A 25,651-nucleotide genomic window follows, 5' to 3' on the forward strand; every position below is an offset into this window, starting at 1 on the left:
TAATGGTCAACCAATCCCAGGGAGGGGTGTCTTAGCCAGGTCAGCTAACGGTAAAAATACTGTCATCACCTCACCCTGTTGGGGTCGTTGCTTAACAATTAGTTTACCGCCCAACGCCTGGAATAGATTTTTGGTCACATTCAAATTCAAACTGATACTACCCGTTTCTGGCTGGAAAGTCAGCAGCTGACCAAGGGACTTCAATGTCGGGCAATGGTCGTCAGCAATTGTTTCCGGATTAATCTGAGACTGGAATTGTAACTTCAGCTGGTTTCCAGCAGGTGTAACCTGTAACTGGATATGACCCCCTGTTGGAATAGACCGGGTGAAATTTTCCATCAAGCCAGTTAGTACCTGATCTAGCAAGGCAGGATGGCTGACCACTGTTGGCAACTGTTGCGGTAAGACTACATCTAGGGTTAAATTACGTCGCTGTGCTTGTTTTTGCCAGCGGGGGATGCTGTTGTGAAAAACCCGAGCCAGAGATATACAGGTCAGGCTAACAGGGGTTTGCTTGGCTGCTGTGGTTTCTAATTCTACTGCCCGGAAAATCAACTCCATACGGTTGATTTGTTCGCTACACTCATGGTCAATAATTTCTATACGCCGCATGACTTCTGGAGGCAAGTCACGACGTCTAAGCAGTAGTTTAGTCAGGGTGTGAATTGTAGTTAGGGGTGTCCGGATTTCATGGGTTAGAGCTCGGAGCAGCTCAAGGTCAGGTGTAGCTTCAGAATTTTCTTTTGGGTGAACAGCAGAGATTCTAGGAAAGCCTCGCGCTTCATTTTTCACCAATCGTTGCCAGTTAGGCTCGCTTCCTTTCTGTTTCAGGGCATTGGGTGTACTAGAAGACCCATTTTGTGAGTTACTACCAGTTTTGACCGTATCCCTCTGATGCTGAGCTGGTCTTGGCTGAACCATTCTTGACTCCGATATTGTCACCGGTATAGTCTGGCTCAGTTCTACTGAAGGCAGTTCTGGTAAATTTTTCAGAAGCCCACGACCAAAGTTCATTACAATGCGGTAATCGGGGGGCTTTGGCACAAATTTTTCCATTAAAGCTTCCAATTGCTTGAGATGATGAGAACTGCTCAGTAATAGTCTACGGTGCAGTGATGTCCAAACACGTTGGATATCTTCTGGGTCAAAGGAGAATTGAAAGCCTGGAACCCCAAAGTGGTCTTCTCCAGAGACCATGACTAAGCTAAAGTCTTTGGTAAACACTAAACAAAACTGCTCGTTAGCTAAGGGGTCTCCTGGAAACAGGGGTAACCGAATGGTCGTATTTTCTACAAATGGAGTAGTCTCAGGTTGAGCCGGAGGTAGCTGGAAGGGCATAAAAGCCCAAGCATTCAAGGCGTCGTTCGTAAAAATCCCAGTCTCGAAACTTGCCAGTAGCTCTCGATCACTTAAGACTGGTGCAGGACCAGCTAGAATTAATCCTTGCTTCGAGGAGTGTTCGGGATTATGGCTTGTTGATCCATTTCCTGAAACCGCTGGCAACAGCAACTGTTCCAAGGTAGCGATCGCACTTTGCCATTCCCGTTGAGCTTTAGCTGCTGCTGCCCTATGCTTAGGGCTAGCCCCTTCTCTTGTCCTGTGACTGCTAGCACCTATTGAACAAGTTTCAATCACAGTTGCTTGCTCTGAGGAAAGAGCAACCTTGTCATCGCTTCCAATTAGTTCCTTTTGGGATAAAATTTCACTTATACTTGGTAATAACCACCTTGGAACCACAATCCACCCCCGATGCACAGCTAGTGCAGTAATTCAAACTATCAACTCCTTTGATAAAGATGGTAATGTGATTGCTGATAGTTTAAGGATCGTAGAACCGAACTTCTACGTAGCAATTCCCGTTAACCTAAGCATTGGGAACAAGGAGCTTAAACAGCAATTAACAGTTTGAACAAAAATGCGACGCATTCCCCCACCTCGTCCAGGTGGGGGTTAAGGAGCAAGTCAATCAATCGTCGTAACCTTGGTTTTCTATATATTGCTTTAGAACCGAAAGGGGGGCTCCTCCACAAGAAACAGCACTAAATCCCCTTTTCCAGAAGACTGGCTTCCAGTAATAGGGAGCCAATTCTTTTGCGTATCTTTTTCTAATCTCTCTACTGGTCACTGTCTTAAGGGTGTTGCAAAGCTTGGAAATTGATACCTTAGGGGCTAAATCAATTAGGAGATGGATATGATCATTTGTCCCCAAGTCCGCCTTGGCATCCTCAAGGATGCAGTTATTTTTCTCGCAGATGCTTTTTGCCAAGTCTAAGATGTCCTCTTCTATGTCCCCAGTAATTACTGGATGGCGGTACTTAGTGACAAACACTATGTGAATCTTGATTAACGAAACAGTGTGAGCGAAAGAGCGAAAGGCGGTTGACATTTTGTGATACTATAGGTTAATATAGTGACATATTAGCAATTCCGTTGAGATTGTGAAAACACCAACTCAGATCATTCGCACCGACAAATGGAGGCTTAACGCAACTAGTGAGCAGCGTCTGCTGTTCACTGAGACGGTTAAAGTCTATCGTCGTGCTTGCAGATACTTGGTTGGTATTATTTACACTCACTGGAGTAAATTCGGGAACTTAACGGCGGATCAGCTGACTCCTGCTGTCGAGAAACTAATGCATCAGACAGCTAAGCGTCCCAGTGTCAAGTATCCTCAGTTCAACAAAGCTTTTTATAAATTTCCCAGCTATTACCGTCGTTCTGCGCTCGCATTTGCGGCGGGTCAAGTTAGTAGTTTTGTGACCCGTTACCGAGAATGGCAAGCAGGCACTAGGAAACTACCTAATGCCAGTCCTCCGAAACTGAATGCTGACACTGGCTGTTACCCAGCTTTATATAAAGGCCAATGCTATAAACTACACCGATTCAATCAAGTCGAAATCAAAGTCTTTAACGGCTCTGACTGGGTCTGGACTACCGTTCAAATTACCGGATTAAGAGAGCGTCATCAGGTGGCAACCAATAAGATGTTGTCACCATCTTTGATATTTAATGAAAGAGCTTGCCATCTGTCAGTTCCGTTTAGTTGCAAGCCAGAAAAACGGAAACCAGAGGCTAATGTAACAGCGGTAGATCTCGGAATTAATACTACTGCAACGATATCGGTTGTAACCCACAGTGGCACTGTAATCCACCGAGATTTCATCCATCCGGGGAGAGACATAGACCGCAGGGACAAGCGACTGAAGTCTGTATCTATGCGTGCATCTAAAACCATGGGGAAGGGTGGCAGACTTCACAAGGGTTTTTGTTCTAAGACCTACCAAAAATGCCAAAGAATCAACAACCAAATCAGTCATGTAGTCTCTAGGCGAATTGTTGAGATTGCTGAAAAGTTTAACTCCGAAGCGATTGTGTTTGAGAACCTTAAGGCATGGAAGCCAAAAGGGGGACGAAAACGGTCTAACCTTCGGCAAAGATTTCACGGATGGCTCAAGGCAAAAATTCGCGATTTTACGCTTGAGAAATGGGCTGAGTTAGGAGGCAAAGTAATAGAGGTTGTTGCAGCATATACCTCAAAGCTTGCCTATGATGGTTCAGGCATTGTTAAACGTGACTCAGGAAATTATGCCCTAGCAACTTTCTCCTCAGGTAAGCAATTCAATGCCGACTTAAACGGTGCTTACAATATCGGCGCTAGAGGTGTGCTTAAACTCGTTCGCAGAAATGACAACGAGGGTCGTTTCAGCAAAAGCTCTGGACGACCGCCTAGAAGCTGGGCTTGTCTGTGTGATTTGTGGGCTGCGGCTAGCCCTAGATTAGCATAGGACACCCCCACCTCGGTTTACCAGGTGGGGGAAGCTTCATTTAAGAATATCAAATTTTTCTGGCATTGTTAGAGTTAACAAGATACACCACCTATCTGCCTCTGTTTTGGTAAGCTAATACCTAGCGGCTAACACCTAGCAGCTAACAGTTGGGGCAATTAATCAAAATATGGCAAAGATCGAGACCAGAACCGAACCCATGGTGATCAACATGGGTCCCCACCATCCCTCCATGCACGGCGTTCTCCGCTTAATTGTCACCCTGGATGGGGAGGATGTGATAGATTGTGAGCCGGTAATTGGCTACCTGCACCGAGGCATGGAGAAAATTGCCGAGAATCGCACTAACATTATGTATGTCCCGTACGTGAGCCGATGGGACTATGCAGCAGGGATGTTCAACGAGGCAATTACAGTCAATGCCCCAGAGAAATTAGCAGATATTCCGGTACCCAAACGTGCCAGCTACATCCGCGTGATTATGCTGGAGTTGAATCGGATTGCCAATCACCTGCTGTGGCTTGGACCATTCCTAGCAGATGTGGGTGCCCAAACCCCATTCTTCTACATCTTCCGGGAACGGGAGATGATTTATGACCTATGGGAAGCTGCCAGTGGACAACGGTTAATTAACAACAACTACTTCCGTATTGGTGGAGTTGCGGTTGACCTACCCTATGGATGGATCGATAAGTGCGAAGACTTCTGTGACTACTTTGACCCTAAAGTTGATGAGTACGAACGGTTAATCACCAACAACCCTATCTTCCGCCGCCGAGTTGAAGGTATCGGTACCATTAGTCGGGAAGAAGCGATTAACTGGGGACTTTCTGGCCCGATGCTACGAGGTTCTGGAGTCAAGTGGGACTTACGCAAAGTTGACCACTACGAATGCTATGACGACTTCGATTGGGAAGTACACTGGGAAACCGGGGGTGATTGCTTTGCCCGGTATGTGGTGCGGATTAGGGAAATGCGGGAGTCAGTTAAGATTATCCGTCAAGCCTTAAAAGGACTTCCCGGTGGTCCTTACGAAAACCTAGAAGCCAAGCGGATGGCAGAGGGTCGCAAATCCCAGTGGAACGACTTCGATTATCAGTTCATGGGCAAGAAAATTGCCCCTACTTTCAAAATTCCCAAGGGTGAACACTATGTCCGTCTTGAGTCTGGGAAAGGAGAACTAGGAATTTTCATTATTGGTGATGATAATGTCTTTCCTTGGCGTTGGAAGATTCGTCCAGCCGATTTCAATAACTTACAGATTCTGCCCCATATCCTCACAGGAGTCAAAGTTGCCGATATTATGGCCATTCTCGGTAGTATTGACATCATTATGGGGTCAGTAGACCGTTAAAGTAGCTTCCGGCAAAAGAAGCTAAGGTATTCCTCCTATTCTTTGCTAAAGTGGGAGGAATTTTTGATATTAGGTGCGCTTTCCGCATCTAATTATTAAATTCGCGTGGAGGCGCACCAACGGCAAGCGCACCTTTTGTAAAACTGTGACGTTAAGACAGCATTTAGGGAATTCTAGGAATGTAGCTCCAAAGATGAATAGTAAATTGCTGTCTATGAGTGAAAATCCCCCACCTATTAAAGTATTACGTCAGCGCCATGTAGGCTGGGATAAGCCTACCGAGGAAAATCTCAAAACTATTAAAACTATTGAGTTATTATGGAGTAATTTGTTCGAGGCAATTTTTGATCCCATTGAAGATAACTGGTTAGAGCATTGGCAAAAGCTATACAAAACCATTATGGAGGTTTGTTCTGATAACGAAGAACGCCGCATTACTCTAGTCTACCTGAGCAATGTTAAGGATTTGACCAAAGAAGCTAGAGAATGGAAAATGCTGGTGACTTACCTTGAGAATACTAAAGACTGGGCTAGAAAATCGATTATTAGAGGCTCGTGAACTGTTAAATAAAATAGTCAAAATGGTGAGGTTTCCCGTAAGCCACAGGCTCCGTCAAAATTATCTTTGATAAAGTAAAACCTGTAAAGTTAATCACAGCAAGACCGCTATCCCTTCTAAAAACGCTTTCGGGAATACTTTTCTGATCATACTGAGCGCTACATTATGCGCTACCAGTAGCCAAGCTTGAGCTTAGTTATTGCTGCGTTCGCGTAGCGGCTCTTTCAGAGCATCGCAATCCTAATTAATTTGTGAACAATAATAGGTCGTGAGATTCTTCCCCCAACCTTGATCACCCCATCACCCGATCACCCTGTCTCAGCCTCTGGGCAAAATGTTAAGAAGAGTAAACTAAAGAAATAGTATCAAGTCCGGTTAATTACTTCCGAAATAGTCCCCGGATTTTTGGCTGTTCGCGCTTTGGCTTACAGGTAATTGTCAATTACCCATCAGCCAAAGCGCAAATAGTCATTACCCGATCAGGACTATGATGATTAGTCAACCGGATTTTATCTAACTATCTCAAGTGCCAGTTTTCTCAGGATTATAGAGCGCGTGAAAGTTTTTCAGACCCTGGAAGGGCAGCAACGTCAAAGTTTGCTGATTTTATTTACTGTTGCTCTGCTATTTTGGTCAAGCTTAACCTCTTTGTTGCCAACCCTGCCGCAATATATTGAAGACTTGGGTGGGACTAAGCAACAGGTCGGGCTAGTAATGGGTTGCTTTGCCATTGGTCAGTTGCTGTTTAGAAACCCACTGGGGCGTATGGCAGACCTGCGCAGTCGCAAGTTGGTAGTCATTATTGGTACTAGCGCTGTAGCTCTAGCACCTTTGGGCTATCTATTTACCCAGTCGATTAGCCTGTTGATGCTGGTTCGAATGTTTCATGGCATCAGTCTTGCAGCCTTTACCATCGGTTATTTGGCTCTAGTCACCGATTTGTCTCCTGTTGACAAGCGGGGTGAGTTAATTGGTTACATGAGTTTGGCCACATCGATTGGTTTAGGTCTCGGACCAGCGCTGGGGGGTTTTCTAGAACAAGAGGTTAGCTACACTGTTTTATTCTTAGTGTCTGCAGCTCTAGGTGGGCTGGGTGTGCTGTTAGGGAGTCAGATTCGTGAACCAATTAGGCATGCTAGACCTGAGCAGGAACAATCAAAATCTTGGTTAAACTCCATTTGGCAGCTATTGGTCAAACTATGGCAGTTGTTAACCAGCCCTCCTCTTGGAATTCCAGCTTTGGTAATGCTGTTGTTCGGTATAGTATTTGGAACAAAAGTTAGCTTTGTCTCTCTGTTTATTCGAGACACTGGTATTAATCTCAATCCAGGATTGTTTTTCACAGCTGCTGCGATCGCTAGTTTTATGATTCGTGCATTAACTGGTCAGGCATCTGATCGGTATGGACGAGGAGTTTTTATCACCGCTAGTGTGGTTTGCTATATCATCTCAATGTTGATGATTTCCCAGGCTGAAACGGGAATCGGATTTTTACTAGCTGCTTTATTAGAAGGAGCTGGCACTGGACTATTCATACCGATGATGACTGCTTTGATGACTGACCGCTCCTCTGCTGACGAACGGGGTCAGGTATTCGCTGTCTGCATTAGTGGGTTTGATTTAGGGATTGGCCTAGCTGGGCCGATCTTTGGTTATTTCGCTGACCTGTTAGGATATCGAGGAATTTTCTCCTGTGGTGCTGGTATAGCATTTTTGGCACTGATTATCTTTATGACCAAGTCCAACAAAAATTTATCCCGTTCCCTCAGATTCTCCATCGGTCGTGAACGGGATTTATATGCTATAGACACTAGAATGCCTTAGCTTAACAAACGGGCTAGGAGGGATTCGAACCCCCGACACCGTGGTCCGTAGCCACGTGCTCTAGTCCACTGAGCTACAAGCCCTTAACTGCTGCCACTTTTCTGTGGCTCAATAGTTACTTATCATAACACATAGATCAAAAATTTTGCAATACTCTTGTGGAAATCAATCGCTCGCTATCCCATCTCGATAGTCAAGGTCAAGCTCAGATGGTCGATGTTTCTGGCAAAGCGCTTACCAAACGTCAGGCAGTAGCCGCTGCTCAGGTAAGGATGAAAACCGCAACCTTCAACACCATCCAATCTGGTAATGCCCCCAAGGGTGATGTCTTAGGAACTGCTAGGCTGGCTGGGATTATGGCAGCAAAGCAAACTTCTCAACTGATTCCTCTGTGTCATCCCTTGCCCCTACACAAGATCGAAGTTCAAGTGGAACCTGACTCCCAACTACCGGGATACCAGATTCAGGCATCTGTGACTACTAAAGCTGAAACTGGTGTTGAAATGGAAGCACTAACAGCAGTTTCAGTTGCGGCTTTGACCCTTTACGATATGGCCAAAGCCTTGGAAAAGTCTATCGCGATTGAATCGATTCGCCTGTTGAGTAAGACCGGAGGGAAATCCGGGGATTACCAAATATCAGGCGATTGCTAAGTTAAGGAATCAGCTCAAGTTAAGTTGGATCAGCACTTAGCACTGATCCACTGAGGCACTTAGTTGCCAATTACCGTTTGAACAGGAAATCTATCGCTAAGATTAGGTTTCTCGCAAACGTGGCATCAGTTCCACCAGATTACAGGGGGAATTGCCCAAATCGAGTTGGTCTTTGATAATCTGCTCCCAACCTGTCCGACAAGCTCCAGAAGATCCAGGCAGACAAAAGATGTATGTTCCGTTAGCCACACCAGCCAGGGCACGAGATTGGATAGTAGAAGTCTTAATCTCTTGGTAGGAAATCATGCGGAAAATTTCACCAAAGCCCTGGATTTCCTTATCCAGCAGGGGTTGAATCGCTTCTGGTGTACCATCTCGACCTGTAACACCAGTTCCTCCTGTAGTCAACACTACCTGTACGGATTCGTCAGCAATCCATCGGGAAACCACCTCACGGATTTTGTAGATGTTGTCTGGAACAATAACCTTTTCCGCTAAGTGATGCCCCGCCTCGGTTAAACTCTCAACCAGCAGCTTACCGGACTTATCCGTGGCTTCGGTACGGGAATCGGACACCGTCATGACTGCAATATTTAAAGGAACAAACTGTTTGGTTCGGATCATCTTCAATCCAACATTAGGTTCTAAAATAAAATTAACTGACTAGGGTTGGTATCAGACCAAGCCCCTAAACAACTCAAAACTGACAAATATCTATGCCTCCTCGTTGGCCTCGTAAACCTGATCGACGTGATCCAGCCTACCGTCGTTTAGATGACCGCATGAACTTTGCTGTACATGTGGCAATTTTTGCTGCTTGTAATTCCGGAGTGTGGTTTTTCAGAACTATACAGTATGCTCAATGGACTTGGGCATACTGGTTTACTGGTCTGTGGGGATTGATTTTAGTAGGGCATGGGGTTTATATATTTGCGATCGCAAACTATACACCCCTGCCTACTCAAGAACCTCCAACCGAATCCCCTCAAGGATGAAATCACCCAAGATAATTGTAGTAATTGATTTTCGGTTAACTGTTGACGGTTAACTGTTGACGGTTGACTGTTGACAGTTAACCGAAAGCCAGCAAATTAACTTAAGTTAAACTTAAAACCTTGGCCAAAGGCCACGCTACGCGAACAACTTAAAACCTTGGCCAAAGGCCACGCTACGCGCACAACTTTAATTATTCCTTAGATATCCCAACATGCAATTAATTAGAAACAGCTAATTACCATGGCTAATCCAAGTTCTACAGAAGCAATTGAAACTCTCGCTGCTGAAATTGGCGACAAGGTATATATTGATGTAGCCAAGTGGCATCTTTACCTCAGGGATGCCCATCTACATACCACTTTGGCTGAACAATTTTATCCCCTACTAATCGGTAACACTAATACAATCACAGAAGACCAGATGATGCCAATCCTGCAAAGCATTTCTGTGAAGCTAGGTGGTGGTAAACGGCAAGTTCCCCTAGCAGATTTGCTACCCATGCAGTGTCAGATGGATCTAATCGATATTCTCGAAGAGTATCAAAGACAGCTGTAAGTATCTGAAAATAGGCAATTTTCAAATAACTAATCACTAACAACAAAAAATTGGGTAACTTTAACAGCTACCCAAATAATTCTGCTTGTTCTTGGTTCACCAAAACAGCAATGATTTTCCTGTTAAGCGTTAAAAACTAGGCAGTTACAGCTTTTTTCGCCACAGCACTTAACTCACCGTTGGCATACTTAGTTGCAAAAACATCGATAGTCGCTTGCTTGATCTTGCTAGCATTACCAGCAGTACCAAAGGCTTCGTAACGCTTCAAGCAAACCTGCTTCATATATTTGATAGAAGGCTTGAGGAAGTGACGGGGGTCAAAGTTAGAAGGATCTTTGGCAGCAGCTTCTCGGATAGCAGCAGTGATAGCCAAGCGGTTGTCGGTGTCAATGTTAACCTTACGAACACCGCTCTTAATACCCTTTTGAATTTCTTCAAGGGGTACACCATAGGTTTCAGGAATAGAACCACCGTACTGGTTGATCATGTCAAGCCACTCTTGAGGCACAGAGGAAGAACCGTGCATCACCAAGTGAGTGTTAGGCAAACGCTTATGAATTTCTTCAATGCGACTAATGGCAAGAATTTCTCCAGTCGGCTTGCGGGTGAACTTGTAAGCACCGTGGCTAGTACCAATAGCTACAGCTAGAGCATCAACTTGGGTGCGCTCAACAAATTCAACTGCTTCGTCGGGGTCGGTCAATAGTTGGTCGCGACTCAGAGTTCCTTCAAATCCGTGACCATCTTCTTTGTCACCTTTACCGGTTTCCAGTGAACCTAGGCAACCCAGTTCCCCTTCAACACTAACACCGATAGCATGGGCAACTTTTACTACTTCGGCAGTAACACTGACGTTGTAATCGAAGCTGGCTGGAGTCTTAGCATCAGCTTCCAAGGAGCCATCCATCATCACACTGGTGAAGCCGTTACGAATTGCCGAATAGCAGGTGGCTGGGCTATTGCCATGGTCTTGGTGCATGGCAATGGGAATATGAGGGTAGGATTCCACCGCTGCTGTGACCAGATGGCGGAGGAAGTTCTCACCTGCATATTTGCGGGCACCACGAGAAGCTTGTAAGATTACCGGACTATCCGCTTCTTCAGCAGCCTGCATGATAGACAGGATTTGTTCCATGTTGTTAACGTTGTATGCTGGAATCCCGTAGCCGTTCTCAGCTGCGTGATCCAACAGTAGCCGCATGGGTACAAGTGCCATATTATATTCCTCCTAACTTTGTTTGTTAGCTATTCCGGCGAGAAGCCTCACGTCTGACACTCCCTAGTGACTCGTGAACAGAATCGCCAGTCCAGACATGTCAATCTAGTTGCTTCTAGACAGCGATGCAGCGAGGTAGCGCGGTCTTGGGGGGAACCCCCATGAGCGACTACCAGTGCGGTCTTGGGGGGAACCCCCATGAGCTACTGCATCAAGACAGGTTAATTCTTTAGATAATCTTAAGATATTTTGCAGCTTTTATTCAAATTTCTTGATTAGATCATCTAGACAAAGCTGAGTCTATAAAACTTGACAAAACTTACCAAATCTATAAAATACTACCCAAGTACCCCTGGGTAAAATCTGGATAAACAGTAAAGTATAGGTAGTTTTGCCAAGAGTTTTTAGAACAGGTCCTAACCTTTCTGATTGGAGCAATAATTTAAGGTTCCTTGGCGCAAGCGGGTTCTGACCAGCCCAGGAAGTATCCCTCTTAAAACACAGAGGTGGTCAAGTGTGCCTGTTGTACCTAGTACCTCATAGTTACCTAGTACCTTATAGTTACCTAGTACTTATTTAATACTTACCTAGTACCTAATACCATTAGCCTAATATCTAGACTTTGTATCAATAGATAAATAAGGCTAACTAACAGTTAGGTAAAAATGGGTCGCCCGGGACTCGAACCCGGAACTAATCGGTTAAAAGCCGAGTACTCTACCATTGAGTTAGCGACCCGGTAAGCTTTTCTCAAACATACCTTTACTAAGAATATCACATTGATAAGGAAATGTCTAGGGAAATTTAGAAAAATTTCGCCGTTAGCCTCACCGATGTCTCACTACTCTCTCCGGGAGCTAAGTGAGTTAAATTTTCCCCAGTGTTAAGAGCGTTACGGGGAGCACTCCAAGGTTCAAGGCAATAAAAGTCCTTGCCTTGAACTGTCCAAAATACCAAGGTCGAGAAAACATCAGTGTAGGTCAATGCGATCGCTAATCCCCGTTCAGGATCAGTAACACTGGCAGTCTTATCACTGAGTTGCCCAAACGCTACATCAATTTCATCACAGCTAAAATCAAAACTGCCAGTGAAAGGATGTACTGCTTGAGTTTGCTTCTCCTGATACTCCGATGCAGGAATATCAAACTCCAGTTTAGTTTTGTCAGACGTCAAGAAGTAGGGATGGAAACCTGTGGAAAAGGGCATCGGTTCAGCGGAATGATTAGTATAGCGCTGATCAATGTCTAGGGTGTTGCCCTTTAATCGATAGGTAAAGGTAACTTCGAAGTCAAAGGGATAGACAGAGCGAGTTTGGTCATTACTCTTGAGGGTGAGAGTCAACACTGCCATGTCATTCGTTGCACTATCACTCACCTGCCAAGGCAAATTACGGGCAAAGCCGTGTTGTTTGAGAGTATAGTCTTTGCCAAGGTATGTATAAGTATCATTAACTAAGTTTCCACAGATGGGGAAGAGGATGGGAATGCCACCCCGTACACTCAGATTGGGATCTTTAAAGCGTTCCGCATCAAGATAAAAAATCTCCTGACCTTGGATATTCCACCGAGTGACAATGCCACCCCGTTCAGGAACCACTTCTAATCGAGACTGGGCATTGTGGTCAGTGAGAATGTAAGTTTCGTATTGGTCTTGACTGCGTAGGATCTCAAACACTGGCTTTTCTCCCTTACGATTTAAAATCAGCTTTATCTATTGAGCGCCTGACCACTTTTAGTCACAGCAAGAGGCTATTTTTGAGTGACTCTGACTGCGACCGATGGCAGGTTGGCAGGTTGGCAGTTTTTTTTCCCAAATTCATGCTTAGTGCCAAGCACGTACAGGGATTAGTATGTCACAATGATGGGTATGTGGAACCTGTAGACACCTACCAAAATGCTTGCTCCTTGAACCAGAAGGCTTTAGCCACGCCGATGTTTATCAGCAGTAGGGTTTCTCCTGCTGTATCCTATAAATAGCCAAGTCGGTGACCAAAAATTTTGGGTCTCAAGCCCCGTCCTTCTAGGACGGCTTTTAAGTAGAGTATGTTAGAATAAACATGTAGAAAGCGCACAGGTAGGATTCGTCGGTACTGCCAATTTAAAAACAACGAGCGTTTTGCGATACTAGTACACGAGGAGCGAAAAACCTCTTCGGTGCGCTTTCCGTTCTCCGTAGGAGACGCTACGCGAACGGCGAATTAAATTCGCCACGGGTCGCACCGCCAAAACGCATGGATCTTAACGGATACCGAAAACCAGTAAAATAGCAAATTGAAATACAAACGTACCGTGGGGTTAGAAGTTACCGTAAGAAGAGTGGAGCCAAAATCGGCAAAGTTTTAACCCTTTTACCCATAGCCGACTAACCATAAAGGCGACCCTCTGATAAGGTTTCGTCTCCGGCACACGGGAACGGGGGAGACCCAACGCTTAGGGAGATAAGCCCACGCTCGATTAGTTAAATTAGGCTCGATATGCGCGTTTTTAAACGGGTATTTGGCTTAAATATTGCCTTTGCTGGATAACTAATTGTAAGGCATGTCGTAGAACTAAGAATCCCCGCTCATAAGCGGGCGGGGAGTGTCACAGCTAAGAAGACTAAGGGGAACGCCACAGCTCTTTTTGAGCCAAGTTCGTTAGTAGTGTGTTTAAACCGCCACAAAGCGTGTGAGTAAAATCCTACTGTCAACGTTGCTAGTACCCGGTTTTTAACCCCATGAGCAACATTCCCTCACAATCCCCTATATTTAACTTGGGGGAGTTTTCGGATTCTTACTCCATTGCCATCGATAGCAATACTAGTGGAATCTAAGTATCCAAATAACTATAGAGTAACCATACCCCCAAACACCATCTCTGAAAGACTACAGCACCATTGCTGGCAAGCAGGAGAAATGGGCGCGCGGAGGTATAGGATACCGAGTTAAATCAATAAAGGGATGTAGCGCCGACCTGAGGGGATTCCCCAAATTCGCGTTCTGCATCAATACAATGCATAAAAAAAGTAATCAATACACACGAGCAGCGTTGATCAACTCAAACTCGCTTCTAATGCATGCCTTACTCTCAAGCAATGAACATAAAAGACTATTAAGCTATTTTAATCTTTAACAAGGAATAGACAAACCCGCTTAATTCCATGTTAAGTTAACCAAAAATGATTTCAAGCCAACCCCTACCCTTTAGGGCTGGGGATACGAGGAGTGAGCTACAATTATTGCTAATCCTTTAAATTCTTGGAATCGATTTTTGCTGCTGATGGCGGCTTGACTACTCAAGTAAATGGTATTTTAGTCGCCAGAGCCAACAAAAAAAGGATCTGGAGTATTCCTACTCTGGTGGCTCAGGTTTATTTTAGCCTTCGATTGTATCTCATCATCGTTCCGGATGGAGAGAAACCCGCCAATTCTATTCGTGGGAAGTATGTCAAAATAAAGTTGTTTCTAAAGAAACGCAACCGCTTACTTCACCAGTAAAACCAAGAGTTATCTGCAACAGGAGAAGCCGAATATGCTACACCGCAAGATTTATCAACTCTGCTGCGATGGTCGTGAGGTCTGCGTTTTCTTGCGGGATCAGCAACGTTGGATTGAACAGGCCCGCATTGTTGATATCGAGGGAGATTTAGTCACAATTCGTTATGAAACAGACGAAGAGGATGAGATCAGTTCCTGGGAAGAAATGGTCCGCTTGGAAAGCATAGGCTCTGTGAGTCACAAGCTAGCTTCTGTTTTCCGAGGTAATGTTGATCCGATAGTCTCTGATGATTGTCCGGAGGCTGAACAAATTCACCCCCGCTCCCAAGACTTAAATCAGGACTAGATTCTTCATTGTTAATGGACAACCAACCGTTAAGGGTGAGTAAAAGCTAATCGAAAATGTCGCAGAGTCTACCAAAAACTCTTATTATTTGTTAGACTTAAATTAGGGTAACACCGAAAGCGATTATTATGTAACTTAAATTAAAGCCGAAAACCAAGGGTTTAATAGTTGCGCTTAGATCCTGGTGTTATAACTTTTTTGACATTTTTATGGCGCTCGCGGGATATTCCGTCAGAGAAGCGCGGAGATACCCCCTGGATGCGAAAGCATCTTGCCTTGGCGGACGAGGGTCTATCTTGGTAGACTTTGGTAGCTAAAAAGTATCGGAAAATTGATAACTCACAACTAGCTAGCAATTTTCCCTTAACTATTCGTTACTCAAGGGGTTCTATCCGTTCAAAAACTGGACAGTACCCCTCCAGTGTTACTTTAAAACCATAGAGAGCTGAGGCTGGATTCCAGCAGCGCTGCCCTCTTTGGTACAGACAATTACCACAACACTCGATATTAATTGGTATCTTGGCTCTGCCCCCTTGTTTGAGTAGTTCTCGTTGTGACAATCCCCGCAAGACCAGTTCTTCTCCTTGCCAGCGGGCTTCTACTAAACCAGTATCAGCGAAATTTTGCCAACGAGGATCCGTTGCGATCGCTCTTGAAAGAGTGATATAGACAAGTGTATCTAATTCATGCAACTCTCCTTCATAGTTTGTTTCCGTTGGTAGAGCTGGTCTGATAAAGGTCTCACCAATGGGAAGTTCTACCAGTGTTCCTGCTGCTGGCGTATGGAGGTGATATCGATTTTGTAACTCTTCCAAACCAGCAAGATCAGCTAGGTAGGTAGGAGAACCGTGAACAAAAATCACATGTTGAGGTCGAAGATTATGAATCAACTGGGTGGTGCCCAGACAATCCCCATGTTGAGCCAGCAGATAAGTTTCAACCTTAAGCCATCCGTAGTCATCCATTATATCCTCCACAGATTTAAGATGTTCCGGTTGCAGGACAACCCAAGAACGGTTCTCTTGCTGCGAGTACTCCCTCCAATCTATGTTTAAGTCAGTGAGGATAATACAGGGAGATTTACCGATAGCATCTCGCTGCTGGGGATCTAACCGCCGCACCCGAGGACGTACCCGCTCATCCCAAAACAAGGCTTGATGTCTGGCAAAATTTTGTACTGAGCTGGGAAAGTGAGACAGCAGTTCTAAGTAAGCATTACAACCAGCAGCCACGGTTCCATTGACCCAAATATCAAGGTCGCGTCCTGTAAAGTTGTGATGAGAGCGCAGGAGCATCAGGATTTCTTGACCTAGGCCTAAGGTAGGCACTGGCAAGACAACTGAGTTATTGGTAGCAATGGCCTGCTCAATACGCTCTACTAGTTGATTTTCTTGTTGCCGCCGATGGGGATGTCGAGCAGTGCCATAACTGCCTTCTACAATTACCACATCCGGCTGTGTCCCCCTGAGCGATTCAAGGGATAATCCCTCCACCAGCCGTGAGTTAGACAGGAAAAAGTCACCGGTGTAAAGCAGTCGGTAAGTTCGATGGCGAGTTGTGTAAGTGAGTAAAAATGCTGCTGCTCCTGGCAAGTGTCCAGCTGGGAACAATTGAGCAGTGAGTCCCTCACAGAATTCTACAGGGGTAACCCACGGGAGAGCTTGACAAAATGGGAGAATATCCTCAGGAGGCAGTTCTGGCCAGTTGAGTAGTAATAGTTGAGTCGTTACCTCACTGGCGTAGATTGGTAATTGTGGAAAAGTTTGGTGAAGAGCCAGCAATCCCTGACTATGGTCTGAGTGAGCGTGGCTACACAGGACTAAATCTGCTGGTGGTATCCCATCGATCTGTAGGGGGGAAATGTCTTCTAATCCACAATCAAGGAGAATGCGGTGTGGCCCCATCTGCACCAACAAACAAACCCCTTCTGCACCATGACCAACACCGTAAGGAAAGCAGGTTAATCGGTCATCCTGATCAGAGGATGCTACTGGGCGTTGATTGCTCATGAGCTTCAACTTAAATTTTAGCTAATCTGGCTCCGTTAACCCACGTCTTACTAATCAGGGAAGGGTGAATGATTAAGCCTTGGAAGAGGCAGACAGCATCGGCGATCGCCAACGGAAAATAAGGTGGAACTATTTTTACTAAGGCTGCATCTTCCTTGAACGGAAAATTCAACGGATTCTTCCCCAGTCAAAACAAACGTGGTAGAGTTGTCACTCCGTAGCAATTTAGAGGGGTTTGTATGTTGGATATACCCTATAGGTCACTCTGGAGTCTATGAAAATCCCACACCCTACCCCTTAGGGTGGGTGTGGGTAGTTCTCAACTAGTTTCCCTTCTTTCGAGGTCAGAGTCAAGAGGGGATAAGGGCTGCCAACAACATCACCACAGTAGGGAGTTAAGTAGGGATGGACTGGCGAAGTTCCTCTAACCTCTAAGTGAGGATTTTAATTTTTTGACACTCCCCATGCCTAGAAGGCAGGGGCTTGGGAAAACCCCCGTGAGCCCCCTTACACTCCCCGCTCTAAGGCCTTTGGCCACGCTTCGCGATCGGTCAGCATCTAGCCTTTAGCCTCTGTTGTGATGCCAGATGCATGGATTTTTCCAAGGCTAAACGATGAAGGCTTTTTGAAAGCTCAGCAGCTGACCGCTAAAGTAAATACTGGAAGCTTAGTGTGCAGAGCCGTTGCCGTGATAATCGTCTGAATCATAAAATCCGTTCTTAGTCCCAAAAAACAGGCACAAAGCAGTAAAAGCAATTGTTAGTACCACTAAAACCAGTTTTACTTCCATTTTCTTAATAACTCCTCATGGCTGTCAGAAAAAACCGTCACGTTCATTGTAACTCCCTCTTTCGTCCAGAACCTACCTCAATCCCCTGCCTAAGCTGTCACGTACTTAATTTTTGGGTTGAGGCTGATGGGGAGATGGGGAAATGGAGGTGGGGAGAGGGTTTCATGGTTTGTTTCATAAGATGAACAGATTCAATTTAGATGGGTGTTAGCTTAAAAGCCATGGCTACTGTAATATTAGTATATTTCTATATGATTATATTTAATTAATTAGAGCGAGTATGGTATTATTTCTATCGGTGTGTTTGTTGGGGTTTAAACGCCAAAGTAATAGTCAGCTTAGAAAAAATGGCAAGTACAAAGTACCAGCTTAGTGAGTACAGCTTAGTGAGTACAGCTTAGTGAGTACCAGCTTAATGCGATCGCTATCGGTAGTAACTTAGGTAAATTACGCACTATCATAGAAGCTGCTAATCGCGAACCTATACCAAACTCAAGGTTTTTCCCTACCAGACCGTTCTAGTTTGCCTAAAGCTGCACCATTTCAAACCACCACAACCAGATCATCTCAATTACTGCTCTAGCCGGTTGAAGTTTTATATGAAAGAAATCTATAAAATTAAGCGTCGCCAATTACTTAAACTTAGCTCCATCACTCTTGGTAGTAGTGTTTTGGCAGCTTGTACTAATCAAACCTCTACACCATTAACTACAGAAAAAAAAGGTAAATTAGATAAAATAAAATTTGCTTTGGGGTGGAAAGCTGAAGCAGAATACGGTGGTTTTTATCAGGCTGCCGCTACTGGAATTTATCAAAACTATGACCTAGATGTTATTATACAACCAACAGGTCCTCAGAGCAATCCCACCCAATTATTACTGGGGGGAGTAGTTGATTTAAGTATGGGACAGGCTGTTGATGCTATTAGAGCAGTGCAACAAGGTATTCCCAAAATTACTGTAGCAAGTATCTTCCAAAAAGAAATACGAATTCTATTGGCTCATCCAGGGGTAGGCAATGACTCTCTGGCACAATTAAAAGGTAAACCGATTTTTGTGGCTCCTGGAGCCATCACAACCTATTGGCCCCTACTCAAGGCAAAATACGGTTTTACAGATGACCAGAAACGCCCCTACAACTTCAATGTTAGCCCTTTCTTAGTAGATAAAAATTCAGCCCAACAGGGGATTTTGACCTCTGAACCATACATTATAGAAAAAGAAGGAGGCTTTAAGCCCAATATATTATCCTTAGCAGAGGCTGGTTATAATCCCTATACTTTCACCATTGAAACCACGAAGAAACTCGTTGAAACTAACCCCGATCTGGTGCAGCGATTTGTTGATGCATCAATCAAAGGATGGTATAGCTATCTAGAGAATCCCGAACCAGCCAATGAGCTGATCAAAAAAGATAATCCAGAGATGAAGGATGACCTCATTGCCTATGGTCTGGATAAGCTTAAAGACTATGGTATTATCATCTCTGGCGATGCCGAAAAACTTGGCATTGGGGCAATGACCGATGAACGTTGGGAAAGTTTGTTCAATCAGTTAGTTACGGTTGGTGTACTTGATGCAAAGACTGATTACAAACAAGCCTACACCTTGGAATTTGTCAATAAAGGAGTAGATTTTTATAAAAAAAATTAGTTAACATTATATATTAGTTATATATAGCGTTTCTAGGACTCATGAGGTACACATTATTTTTTACTTCTTCCCTCTTCCCTCTTCCCTCTTCCCTCTTCCCTCTTCCCTCTTCCCTCTTCCCTGCTCCCTGCTCCCTGCTCCCTGCTCCCTAAAAACCAGAAATTTGTACCTCACAAGTTGTAGAATTGCTATACATGTTAATATCCAAGTTAATTAGATATTGTTATTATACATTAATTTATATCTAGTCTTGCCAAGCCAGATTGATAAGTTCAAATATTAACCGATTCTTAAGCAATGATTATACCTCTTGCAAAAGTAGTTTTATGATACTGTTTTTATAAATTTTTTTCCGCTGTTACCTGTTACTTCCGACTTCTGCAAGAAGTCTATTGCTAATAACTGACAATAGATGAACCAAAAACCAGCTATTTCTCTTACCCATGTCAATAAAACTTTTGACAATGGTACTGTAGCCCTAAAAGATCTAAATCTCAACATCAATAAGTCTGAATTCATTAGTCTGGTTGGACCATCGGGATGTGGTAAGAGTACCCTGCTACGCATCATTGCTGGACTAAGCACTATGAGTTCGGGAAACATAGAATGGAGCGATCGCGCCCACCAAAAGGAGATAGCTTTTGTCTTCCAAGAAGCAGCACTAATGCCTTGGGCAACGGTAATGGGAAATGTGCGATTGCCTCTTAAATTGGCTAGGGTCTCTAAAAAAGTTGCTGATCATGCTATTAAAGAAGCGCTCCAATTAGTTGGACTGGAAAGTTTTGCCCAATCCTATCCCCGTCAACTATCCGGTGGCATGAAAATGCGAGTCTCTATTGCCAGAGCTCTTGTTACTTCTCCCAAGGTATTGCTGATGGATGAGCCGTTTGGAGCCTTGGATGATATCACTCGTACTAAGCTTAACCTGGAGTTACTTGATTTGTGGAGTAAAAAACACTGGACTGTGGTTTTTGTGACTCACAATATTTATGAAGCCGTATATCTATCCAATCGGGTGGTAGTAATGGCAGCTCGTCCAGGTCGAGTAGTGGCGGATATAACTATTGATGAACCATCACCACGTAACGAACAGTTTCGTACATCCTTAGTTTATACCAAATATTGTCAGAAGGTGGCTGAGCAGTTGTCAAAAGGGATGAATTATGAGTGATAATTTATAAATTATTAGATTATTATTTAGACATAACTGATAAATTATGATTATCAAAAATATGACTATAAATTTGACAGCTATAATTTGATAGCTATATTAAACGGTATCTAAGAATTTTATGAAAAAAAATAAAGCCTTGGTTCTGGGAAAGCTAAAACTGAACCATTTGCTGTCTATCGATATTATAGCCCCTGTGGCAGTGGGAATCCTGGTGTTTCTGGTGTGGGATATATCTGTTCGAGTGACTAGTACGCCCTCCTACATATTACCAGGTCCTTTGCTAATTATCAAGGTATTAATTAGGGACTGGAACAGTTTATTTCAGCCATTGCTGATCACCATAAAAATCACTGTAGCGGCCTTTATAACAGCAGCAGTTTCAGGCTTGCTAATTGCCATGTTAATGGCTCAGAGTAAGTGGATTGAAAAAAGCTTATATCCCTATGCAGTAGTTCTGCAAACAATGCCTATTGCTGCGATCGCGCCTTTAATTATTATTTGGCTGAGGAACAATACCTTCGCTGCTTTGGTAATTTGTGCTTGGATTGTAGCATTCTTTCCGATTATTTCTAATACGACGTTTGGTTTAAATAGTATCGATTCCAACTTAAGTGACCTGTTCCGGCTTTACAAAGCATCTCGCTGGCAGACAATGCTGTATCTGCGACTACCAAGTGCTTTACCCTATTTTTTAGCTGCATTACGTATCAGTGGTGGATTAGCCTTAATCGGAGCAGTAGTAGCTGAGTTTGTTGCCGGTACAGGCGGTGCTAATTCAGGAATTGCTTATCAAATGCTAATTGCTGGCTACAATCTCGAAATTCCCCGGATGTTTGCTGCTTTGTTTATGATTAGTAGTCTAGGTATTTTGATTTTTGTACTCTTGACCACCTTATCCAACTTGGTTCTGGGGCAATGGCATGAAAGTTCTCTCAGAAGAGATAATTGATCTGATAATTAATAGTGATCTCACGGGGTGACAAGCGCTCTTTAAAATCTTACAGGGGTTAGGTTTTAGGGGTTAGGTGAAGCGTGAACATCGTCATGGCGTAGTAGTTGATTAAAACTAAGCAGGTGCACAAAATTAATTACACATTTTCCAAAACTCAAAGCCTTACGATGTAAGGGTTACAGAGATTGGTAGTAGGAAATTAATTTTGTAATGGTGCTTATCTATGCAGTTGGATTGGTGAAAATTGCTTCAACTGCTGGGAAATACAACAACACGAGTCGCGCTCATTAAACCCAAAACCTAAAACCTAAAACCTAACACCTGCCTAGGTTTGAGCTTTGTTGTCACCCCTTGAGAATAGTGATAATTAATAAGGAACCAGCTATAAACCTTAATCTTTTCAGCGATTCGATTTCGATAGAGTCACAGAACTATGCCTGAGAAAAATAAACCCCTAGTCAGCATTATCATTCCAGCATACCAAGCGGAAAATACAATCGCACAAGCTATCAAAAGCCTTATAGGACAGACCTATTCAAACTGGGAGGTGGCGATCGGTTCGGACGATGGAGTAGACTACTTATCCTTGCTATCTCGCCAAGGTATTAACGATCCGCGATTGAAACAAGCATTTACAGGGGGGTGTGGCAGTGGAGAAGGTCCCGCCCGCAACACAGCGGTAGCAATTTCTACTGGGGAGGTGATTGCCAACCTAGATGCTGATGATGCCTATGAACCAAACCGTCTAGCAGAAATGGTTCCTCTGGCCATGACCTATGGTGCTGCAATCGACAACACTGGCGTGTACAACACTGACCTAATTATGTACAAGTGTCCATTCCGCGATCGCACCACGGTTACCTTTGCTACGGCGGACGACATCCTCAAACCTCGTGTGCCTTTTTTCCCAGTTTTCCGCCGGAAATTTTTGGGTCGAGGTTGGACTAAAGTTCCCTTTGCTGCCGACGTTATGTTCAATCTTGAGCTGTTAAGCCGAGTTGGAAAGATAGCAATCCATCCTCAGCCCCTTTACCAATACTACAAGCGTCAGAATTCTATCACGCAATCAGCGACAGCTTTTGAAACTGCTCAACTAGCCTATCATAAAATTCTGGCACTGCTGGATGCTGGGGAACTTGATCTTACTGAAGATATCCGCAGCGCAGCCACAGAGGAGTTCTCCCAAAATCTACGCCTCAATCGCGTGTTCCGTCAGTATATGCAGTCAGGACGCTGCCAAAATCTTGAGGAATTTCTCGATATGACCGAGAACGGACATGCTGACTGGCTCAAGTCTGAATTGGAAATGGAACAATTGTAATTTCTCAATTCCTAATTCTCAATGCAATGGGGAAGCTTGACAAACCCATACGCAATCGCGTAAAATATTATATCTTTTAATAGGATTTTATAGTTAAGATGGTTCAGGAATTTTTCCATAACTTGATTAGTAGTTGTATCAGTCATTATGGAGAAAACGGAACCATCCCTTTTCCCCATCAAGTTCAGGTGCCATCCCCTTAAAAATTTCTGCCACCCCAACTCACTGAGAACGTGGCTATGGTTAAAAATACAGTTAAAAATACAGAGGCGATCGCCCCGCCAGCTATTTAACTAAATAATATATTAACTAAATATATTGACCACCATCCAGCGTAATCGTGCTACCCGTTAGAAAATCTTGTTCGAGTAAAAACAGGGCGCTGTCCGTTACTACTTTGGTATTTCCAGGGATTTTTAATGGAATAAACTTACGGGCATAATTTTCCATAAAAGCTTGAGGGTCTGGGTCCCCTGGAGGTTCGAGAATTTGTCCCAGCGCTAAACCATTTACTGTAATGCGGGGGGCTAATTCCAATGCCATAATTTTTGTCATATCCCACAATCCCCGTTTAGTAATTCGATAGGCAAAATGGTTAGTATCTGGCTTGGCAATACCAGCATCGTTAATATTAATAATTTTGCCATTCCTATTTTGGGGAAGTTGCTTGGCAAACTCTTGACTGAGTTGGAAGGGGGCACGAAGGTTAATGGCAAAAATTTTATCCCACAAAGCGACATCAGTCTGGGCAAATAGATCTTCTTCTGGGAAGATAGAAGCGCTATTAATCAGGATGTCGATTTTTCCAAAGGTTTCAACTGCTTGAGGGATAATAGTGTCTGTGGCCACGGGGTCGGCGAGATTAGCGGAGTAGGTAATAGCTCGCACTCCCAAGGACTCTGCTTCGGCTTTGACTTCAGCAGCTGCATCAGCAGAGCGTCCGTAATGAATAAAGACATCGCACCCAGCTTTAGCAAGAGCGATAACAAGAGCACGCCCTACCCGAATGCCACCCCCAGTTATAAGGGCCACTTTTCCCCTTAAGTCCATTGTGTTACTTAGATGATTTCTATTATCAAACCAGAAAACAAGCTTTCTGACCAAAAACAGGAGACCACAAGCCCCAAGTTTCTAATTTACCTTCCGCACTGTGAAGTGCATAAGGTATATCATGAGTAAGTTAACACAAACAAGGAGGTAAAGCAAGCATGTTGGTACTGGCATACAAGGCTGTAGTCAAAAAAACTCAAGCTAAAGCAATAAATGAAGCTATTCGGACATCTCAATTTGTGCGCAATAAAGTACTTAGATACTGGCTCGACCATCCCCGTGTTGCTAAGAAAAAGCAACACCACTTACAATACTCAATTATGTAGTGAATATGGATTTTCCAAATACCTGAAAAGCCATAATACAGCCAAGAAAGATATTAAAGGCTTCCAATGAAAAATTTGCAAAAAGAAGAAGGGGTTATCGGGTACGAAAAAAGCTCGTGAAGTTTATGGTCCCAAGCATCATTGAGTAACAATAAAAAGGAATGAACACACCAAGAGACGCTTCCCGTAACGGCGTTGCCAGAAACGTACTTGAAACTAGAATCCCCAGCCTTCTAGGCATGGGGAGTGTCAAAAACCCCAATACAATAGAACAGGTAATGGGTTAAACCACTTTGGGAAGGGTGAATCTTCTCGTCAATGCAACATAAGTGATACTCAGTCCCATTGAGGCGTGGTCTAAAGCTGCTGTGTCAACCGATGAAGATCGATGGTCTATAACTCTGGAAAATTGGTAACCACAAAGCTTTCATTTAGCGCGATCGCTCTTGGCAGTAACCTGGGTGACTCTCGTGCCATTCTAGAAGCTGCCCTCAGAAAACTCGACCAAACCCTAGGCGTTACCGTAAAATTGTGTTCTAGTTGGTATAAAACTGCACCAGTTGGACCCCCACAAGCTGATTATATCAATGGTTGTGCCCTTTTGGAAGTGCAACTAAGTCCCCAGAAATTGCTAGAGACTCTGCTAGGAATTGAACAAGAGTTTGGTAGAGTCCGTCAGGAACATTGGGGACCACGAACCCTAGACCTAGATTTACTTTTATTTGATGATTTGATTCTACAGACACCTGAGCTCCAAATCCCTCACCCGCGTATGAGACAGAGAGCTTTTGTGCTAGTTCCCTTGGTAGAAATTGCTCCTGATTGGGTAGAACCAGTCTCGGGACAGAGTATTTTCCAACTCGTTCAAAAGCTAGACTGTTCTGGAGTTAAGTTGTTGTCTGATACTTCGCTAGTAGGTTTTACCAAGTAATTGCTGCTCTGAGAAACCTACAAAAATCAATAAAATCTATCTAGGATTAATTGAGGCAATATTGCCAAATAAAAATTCTATATGTGGCAGACTTAATCAAGTTGCCTTTGCAGATAATCCTCAATCAACACGCGAGTATAGGTATTGAGGGGATACTCCATTGCCTGTTGGGGAGTAACCCATACCCATTCCTCAATTTCTTCGTTGGGCGTTATCGTTTCGCTAGCAGAGAATGCATAGTAGTTGACCATAATGAAGTGGGCTTCTCGGACAAAGTTAGAGTCTAGCACCGCTTCTTGTAACAACCCAAAGCTCACTTGGGTTAACTCTAGACCAACTTCTTCTCGAAACTCCCTTAGAAGTGCCGATTCTAGGGTTTCGCCCCATTCTACTTTACCTCCCGGTACACCCCATAAACCCTTCCACTTAGTAGTTTTGACAATTAAGACTTGTCTACTAGGATTGACAACAAGTGCCCCTACAGTAGTCAAGGGAAACTGCTTCTGCACGGATACTGGTTTAATTGTGCTTTTATTTGGTGTGCTTTTATTTGGCATCGCTTTGCTTAGCTGCTCCTTCCCCAGTCTTATGTAACACATCGATAGATTTTAAATTAGTTTCCTATTACCAGAAAACCACGATTGCTTATGGCTAAAATTGTCTCATAACTTTTAACTATTCAA

28 protein-coding genes and 2 tRNA genes are annotated in these 25,651 nt (G+C 43.9%); 18 read left to right on the forward strand and 12 right to left on the reverse strand.

The window, feature by feature from the left end; genetic code table 11:
* Positions 1 to 6 precede the first annotated feature (6 nt).
* A complete protein-coding gene (locus BJP34_RS02355) occupies positions 7 to 1,635 on the reverse strand; it encodes a HAMP domain-containing sensor histidine kinase (RefSeq protein WP_324611010.1) in 1,629 nt (542 codons plus the stop codon).
* A gap of 28 nt (positions 1,636 to 1,663) precedes the next feature.
* Between BJP34_RS02355 and BJP34_RS45365 the strand changes: the two genes are divergently transcribed.
* A complete protein-coding gene (locus BJP34_RS45365) occupies positions 1,664 to 1,909 on the forward strand; it encodes a hypothetical protein (protein WP_168166459.1) in 246 nt (81 codons plus the stop codon).
* Between the two features lie 57 nt (positions 1,910 to 1,966).
* On the opposite strand, the gene tnpA is transcribed toward BJP34_RS45365, so the two are convergent.
* The gene (gene tnpA, locus BJP34_RS02360) at positions 1,967 to 2,386 is read right to left on the reverse strand and encodes an IS200/IS605 family transposase (RefSeq protein WP_070390947.1); all 420 of its coding nucleotides are present in this window, start codon (positions 2,384 to 2,386) and stop codon (positions 1,967 to 1,969) included.
* A 52-nt stretch (positions 2,387 to 2,438) separates the two neighbouring features.
* Between tnpA and BJP34_RS02365 the strand changes: the two genes are divergently transcribed.
* The 4 genes from BJP34_RS02365 to BJP34_RS02380 all read left to right on the forward strand — a co-directional run bounded on the left by BJP34_RS02365 (position 2,439) and on the right by BJP34_RS02380 (position 7,522).
* On the forward strand, positions 2,439 to 3,785 hold the full coding sequence (locus tag BJP34_RS02365) for an IS200/IS605 family accessory protein TnpB-related protein (RefSeq protein WP_070390948.1): 1,347 nt from the start codon (positions 2,439 to 2,441) through the stop codon (positions 3,783 to 3,785).
* A gap of 169 nt (positions 3,786 to 3,954) precedes the next feature.
* Positions 3,955 to 5,139 (forward strand): NAD(P)H-quinone oxidoreductase subunit H, encoded by a 1,185-nt coding sequence (locus tag BJP34_RS02370; protein WP_070390949.1) that lies wholly within the window; start codon positions 3,955 to 3,957, stop codon positions 5,137 to 5,139.
* Between the two features lie 193 nt (positions 5,140 to 5,332).
* The gene (locus tag BJP34_RS02375; protein ID WP_070390950.1) at positions 5,333 to 5,698 is read left to right on the forward strand and encodes a hypothetical protein; all 366 of its coding nucleotides are present in this window, start codon (positions 5,333 to 5,335) and stop codon (positions 5,696 to 5,698) included.
* 555 nt (positions 5,699 to 6,253) lie between these two features.
* A complete protein-coding gene (locus BJP34_RS02380; RefSeq protein WP_070390951.1) occupies positions 6,254 to 7,522 on the forward strand; it encodes an MFS transporter in 1,269 nt (422 codons plus the stop codon).
* Positions 7,523 to 7,531: 9 nt separating this feature from the next.
* Here BJP34_RS02380 and BJP34_RS02385 read toward each other — a convergent pair.
* Positions 7,532 to 7,605 (reverse strand) — tRNA-Arg (locus tag BJP34_RS02385).
* A gap of 75 nt (positions 7,606 to 7,680) precedes the next feature.
* Between BJP34_RS02385 and moaC the strand changes: the two genes are divergently transcribed.
* On the forward strand, positions 7,681 to 8,175 hold the full coding sequence (gene moaC / locus BJP34_RS02390; protein ID WP_149030746.1) for a cyclic pyranopterin monophosphate synthase MoaC: 495 nt from the start codon (positions 7,681 to 7,683) through the stop codon (positions 8,173 to 8,175).
* 102 nt (positions 8,176 to 8,277) lie between these two features.
* Here the strand turns inward: moaC and moaB are convergent, their stop codons facing one another.
* Positions 8,278 to 8,799, reverse strand: a complete 522-nt coding sequence (moaB, locus tag BJP34_RS02395) for a molybdenum cofactor biosynthesis protein B (protein ID WP_070390953.1) — start codon at positions 8,797 to 8,799, stop codon at positions 8,278 to 8,280.
* A 92-nt stretch (positions 8,800 to 8,891) separates the two neighbouring features.
* Between moaB and BJP34_RS02400 the strand changes: the two genes are divergently transcribed.
* Complete coding sequence (locus BJP34_RS02400) at positions 8,892 to 9,170, forward strand: 2TM domain-containing protein (protein ID WP_070390954.1); 279 nt, start codon at positions 8,892 to 8,894, stop codon at positions 9,168 to 9,170.
* A gap of 241 nt (positions 9,171 to 9,411) precedes the next feature.
* Positions 9,412 to 9,726 (forward strand): DUF3181 family protein, encoded by a 315-nt coding sequence (locus tag BJP34_RS02405; RefSeq protein ID WP_070390955.1) that lies wholly within the window; start codon positions 9,412 to 9,414, stop codon positions 9,724 to 9,726.
* A gap of 136 nt (positions 9,727 to 9,862) precedes the next feature.
* On the opposite strand, the gene fba is transcribed toward BJP34_RS02405, so the two are convergent.
* From fba to BJP34_RS02420, 4 genes are all read right to left on the reverse strand, one after another.
* Positions 9,863 to 10,942, reverse strand: coding sequence for a class II fructose-bisphosphate aldolase (gene fba, locus BJP34_RS02410; RefSeq protein WP_070390956.1), 1,080 nt, complete (start codon positions 10,940 to 10,942; stop codon positions 9,863 to 9,865).
* 47 nt (positions 10,943 to 10,989) lie between these two features.
* The gene (locus tag BJP34_RS42095; protein WP_158516949.1) at positions 10,990 to 11,142 is read right to left on the reverse strand and encodes a hypothetical protein; all 153 of its coding nucleotides are present in this window, start codon (positions 11,140 to 11,142) and stop codon (positions 10,990 to 10,992) included.
* Between the two features lie 466 nt (positions 11,143 to 11,608).
* Positions 11,609 to 11,680: transfer RNA gene (locus tag BJP34_RS02415), tRNA-Lys, on the reverse strand.
* Positions 11,681 to 11,746: 66 nt separating this feature from the next.
* A complete protein-coding gene (locus BJP34_RS02420) occupies positions 11,747 to 12,616 on the reverse strand; it encodes an aldose epimerase (RefSeq protein ID WP_070390957.1) in 870 nt (289 codons plus the stop codon).
* Between the two features lie 80 nt (positions 12,617 to 12,696).
* Here BJP34_RS02420 and BJP34_RS38455 point away from each other — a divergent pair, with 80 nt between their 5' ends.
* From BJP34_RS38455 to BJP34_RS02430, 3 genes are all read left to right on the forward strand, one after another.
* Entirely contained in the window at positions 12,697 to 12,918 is a 222-nt protein-coding gene (locus BJP34_RS38455) for a hypothetical protein (RefSeq protein ID WP_149030747.1), read from the forward strand.
* Positions 12,919 to 14,177: 1,259 nt separating this feature from the next.
* Complete coding sequence (locus BJP34_RS02425; protein ID WP_070390958.1) at positions 14,178 to 14,417, forward strand: hypothetical protein; 240 nt, start codon at positions 14,178 to 14,180, stop codon at positions 14,415 to 14,417.
* A gap of 34 nt (positions 14,418 to 14,451) precedes the next feature.
* Positions 14,452 to 14,763, forward strand: coding sequence for a DUF6679 family protein (locus BJP34_RS02430; protein WP_070390959.1), 312 nt, complete (start codon positions 14,452 to 14,454; stop codon positions 14,761 to 14,763).
* A 374-nt stretch (positions 14,764 to 15,137) separates the two neighbouring features.
* Here the strand turns inward: BJP34_RS02430 and BJP34_RS02435 are convergent, their stop codons facing one another.
* Together BJP34_RS02435 and BJP34_RS42100 are read right to left on the reverse strand one after the other, a co-directional pair.
* Positions 15,138 to 16,772, reverse strand: a complete 1,635-nt coding sequence (locus BJP34_RS02435; RefSeq protein WP_070390960.1) for an MBL fold metallo-hydrolase — start codon at positions 16,770 to 16,772, stop codon at positions 15,138 to 15,140.
* A 10-nt stretch (positions 16,773 to 16,782) separates the two neighbouring features.
* Positions 16,783 to 16,944: a hypothetical protein gene (locus BJP34_RS42100; protein ID WP_158516950.1), complete on the reverse strand. Its 162-nt coding sequence runs from the start codon at positions 16,942 to 16,944 to the stop codon at positions 16,783 to 16,785.
* Positions 16,945 to 18,161: 1,217 nt separating this feature from the next.
* Between BJP34_RS42100 and BJP34_RS02440 the strand changes: the two genes are divergently transcribed.
* From BJP34_RS02440 to BJP34_RS02455, 4 genes are all read left to right on the forward strand, one after another.
* A complete protein-coding gene (locus BJP34_RS02440; RefSeq protein ID WP_070390961.1) occupies positions 18,162 to 19,214 on the forward strand; it encodes an ABC transporter substrate-binding protein in 1,053 nt (350 codons plus the stop codon).
* 412 nt (positions 19,215 to 19,626) lie between these two features.
* On the forward strand, positions 19,627 to 20,385 hold the full coding sequence (locus BJP34_RS02445) for an ABC transporter ATP-binding protein (protein ID WP_070390962.1): 759 nt from the start codon (positions 19,627 to 19,629) through the stop codon (positions 20,383 to 20,385).
* Positions 20,386 to 20,506: 121 nt separating this feature from the next.
* Complete coding sequence (locus tag BJP34_RS02450) at positions 20,507 to 21,337, forward strand: ABC transporter permease (RefSeq protein WP_070390963.1); 831 nt, start codon at positions 20,507 to 20,509, stop codon at positions 21,335 to 21,337.
* A gap of 436 nt (positions 21,338 to 21,773) precedes the next feature.
* Positions 21,774 to 22,661 (forward strand): glycosyltransferase family 2 protein, encoded by an 888-nt coding sequence (locus tag BJP34_RS02455; RefSeq protein ID WP_070390964.1) that lies wholly within the window; start codon positions 21,774 to 21,776, stop codon positions 22,659 to 22,661.
* A 309-nt stretch (positions 22,662 to 22,970) separates the two neighbouring features.
* On the opposite strand, the gene BJP34_RS02460 is transcribed toward BJP34_RS02455, so the two are convergent.
* On the reverse strand, positions 22,971 to 23,711 hold the full coding sequence (locus tag BJP34_RS02460; RefSeq protein ID WP_070390965.1) for an SDR family NAD(P)-dependent oxidoreductase: 741 nt from the start codon (positions 23,709 to 23,711) through the stop codon (positions 22,971 to 22,973).
* 158 nt (positions 23,712 to 23,869) lie between these two features.
* Between BJP34_RS02460 and BJP34_RS35870 the strand changes: the two genes are divergently transcribed.
* From BJP34_RS35870 to folK, 3 genes are all read left to right on the forward strand, one after another.
* Entirely contained in the window at positions 23,870 to 24,037 is a 168-nt protein-coding gene (locus BJP34_RS35870) for a transposase (protein WP_149030748.1), read from the forward strand.
* Between the two features lie 161 nt (positions 24,038 to 24,198).
* A complete protein-coding gene (locus tag BJP34_RS48260; protein WP_267876461.1) occupies positions 24,199 to 24,324 on the forward strand; it encodes a hypothetical protein in 126 nt (41 codons plus the stop codon).
* Positions 24,325 to 24,425: 101 nt separating this feature from the next.
* Positions 24,426 to 24,968 (forward strand): 2-amino-4-hydroxy-6-hydroxymethyldihydropteridine diphosphokinase, encoded by a 543-nt coding sequence (folK, locus tag BJP34_RS02465; RefSeq protein WP_070390966.1) that lies wholly within the window; start codon positions 24,426 to 24,428, stop codon positions 24,966 to 24,968.
* A gap of 92 nt (positions 24,969 to 25,060) precedes the next feature.
* Here folK and BJP34_RS02470 read toward each other — a convergent pair whose 3' ends face one another.
* Positions 25,061 to 25,525, reverse strand: coding sequence for an NUDIX domain-containing protein (locus BJP34_RS02470; RefSeq protein WP_070390967.1), 465 nt, complete (start codon positions 25,523 to 25,525; stop codon positions 25,061 to 25,063).
* Positions 25,526 to 25,651: the final 126 nt, after the last annotated feature.

The sequence above is a fragment of the Moorena producens PAL-8-15-08-1 genome (assembly GCF_001767235.1).
In the GTDB taxonomy this organism is placed as follows: domain Bacteria; phylum Cyanobacteriota; class Cyanobacteriia; order Cyanobacteriales; family Coleofasciculaceae; genus Moorena; species Moorena producens_A.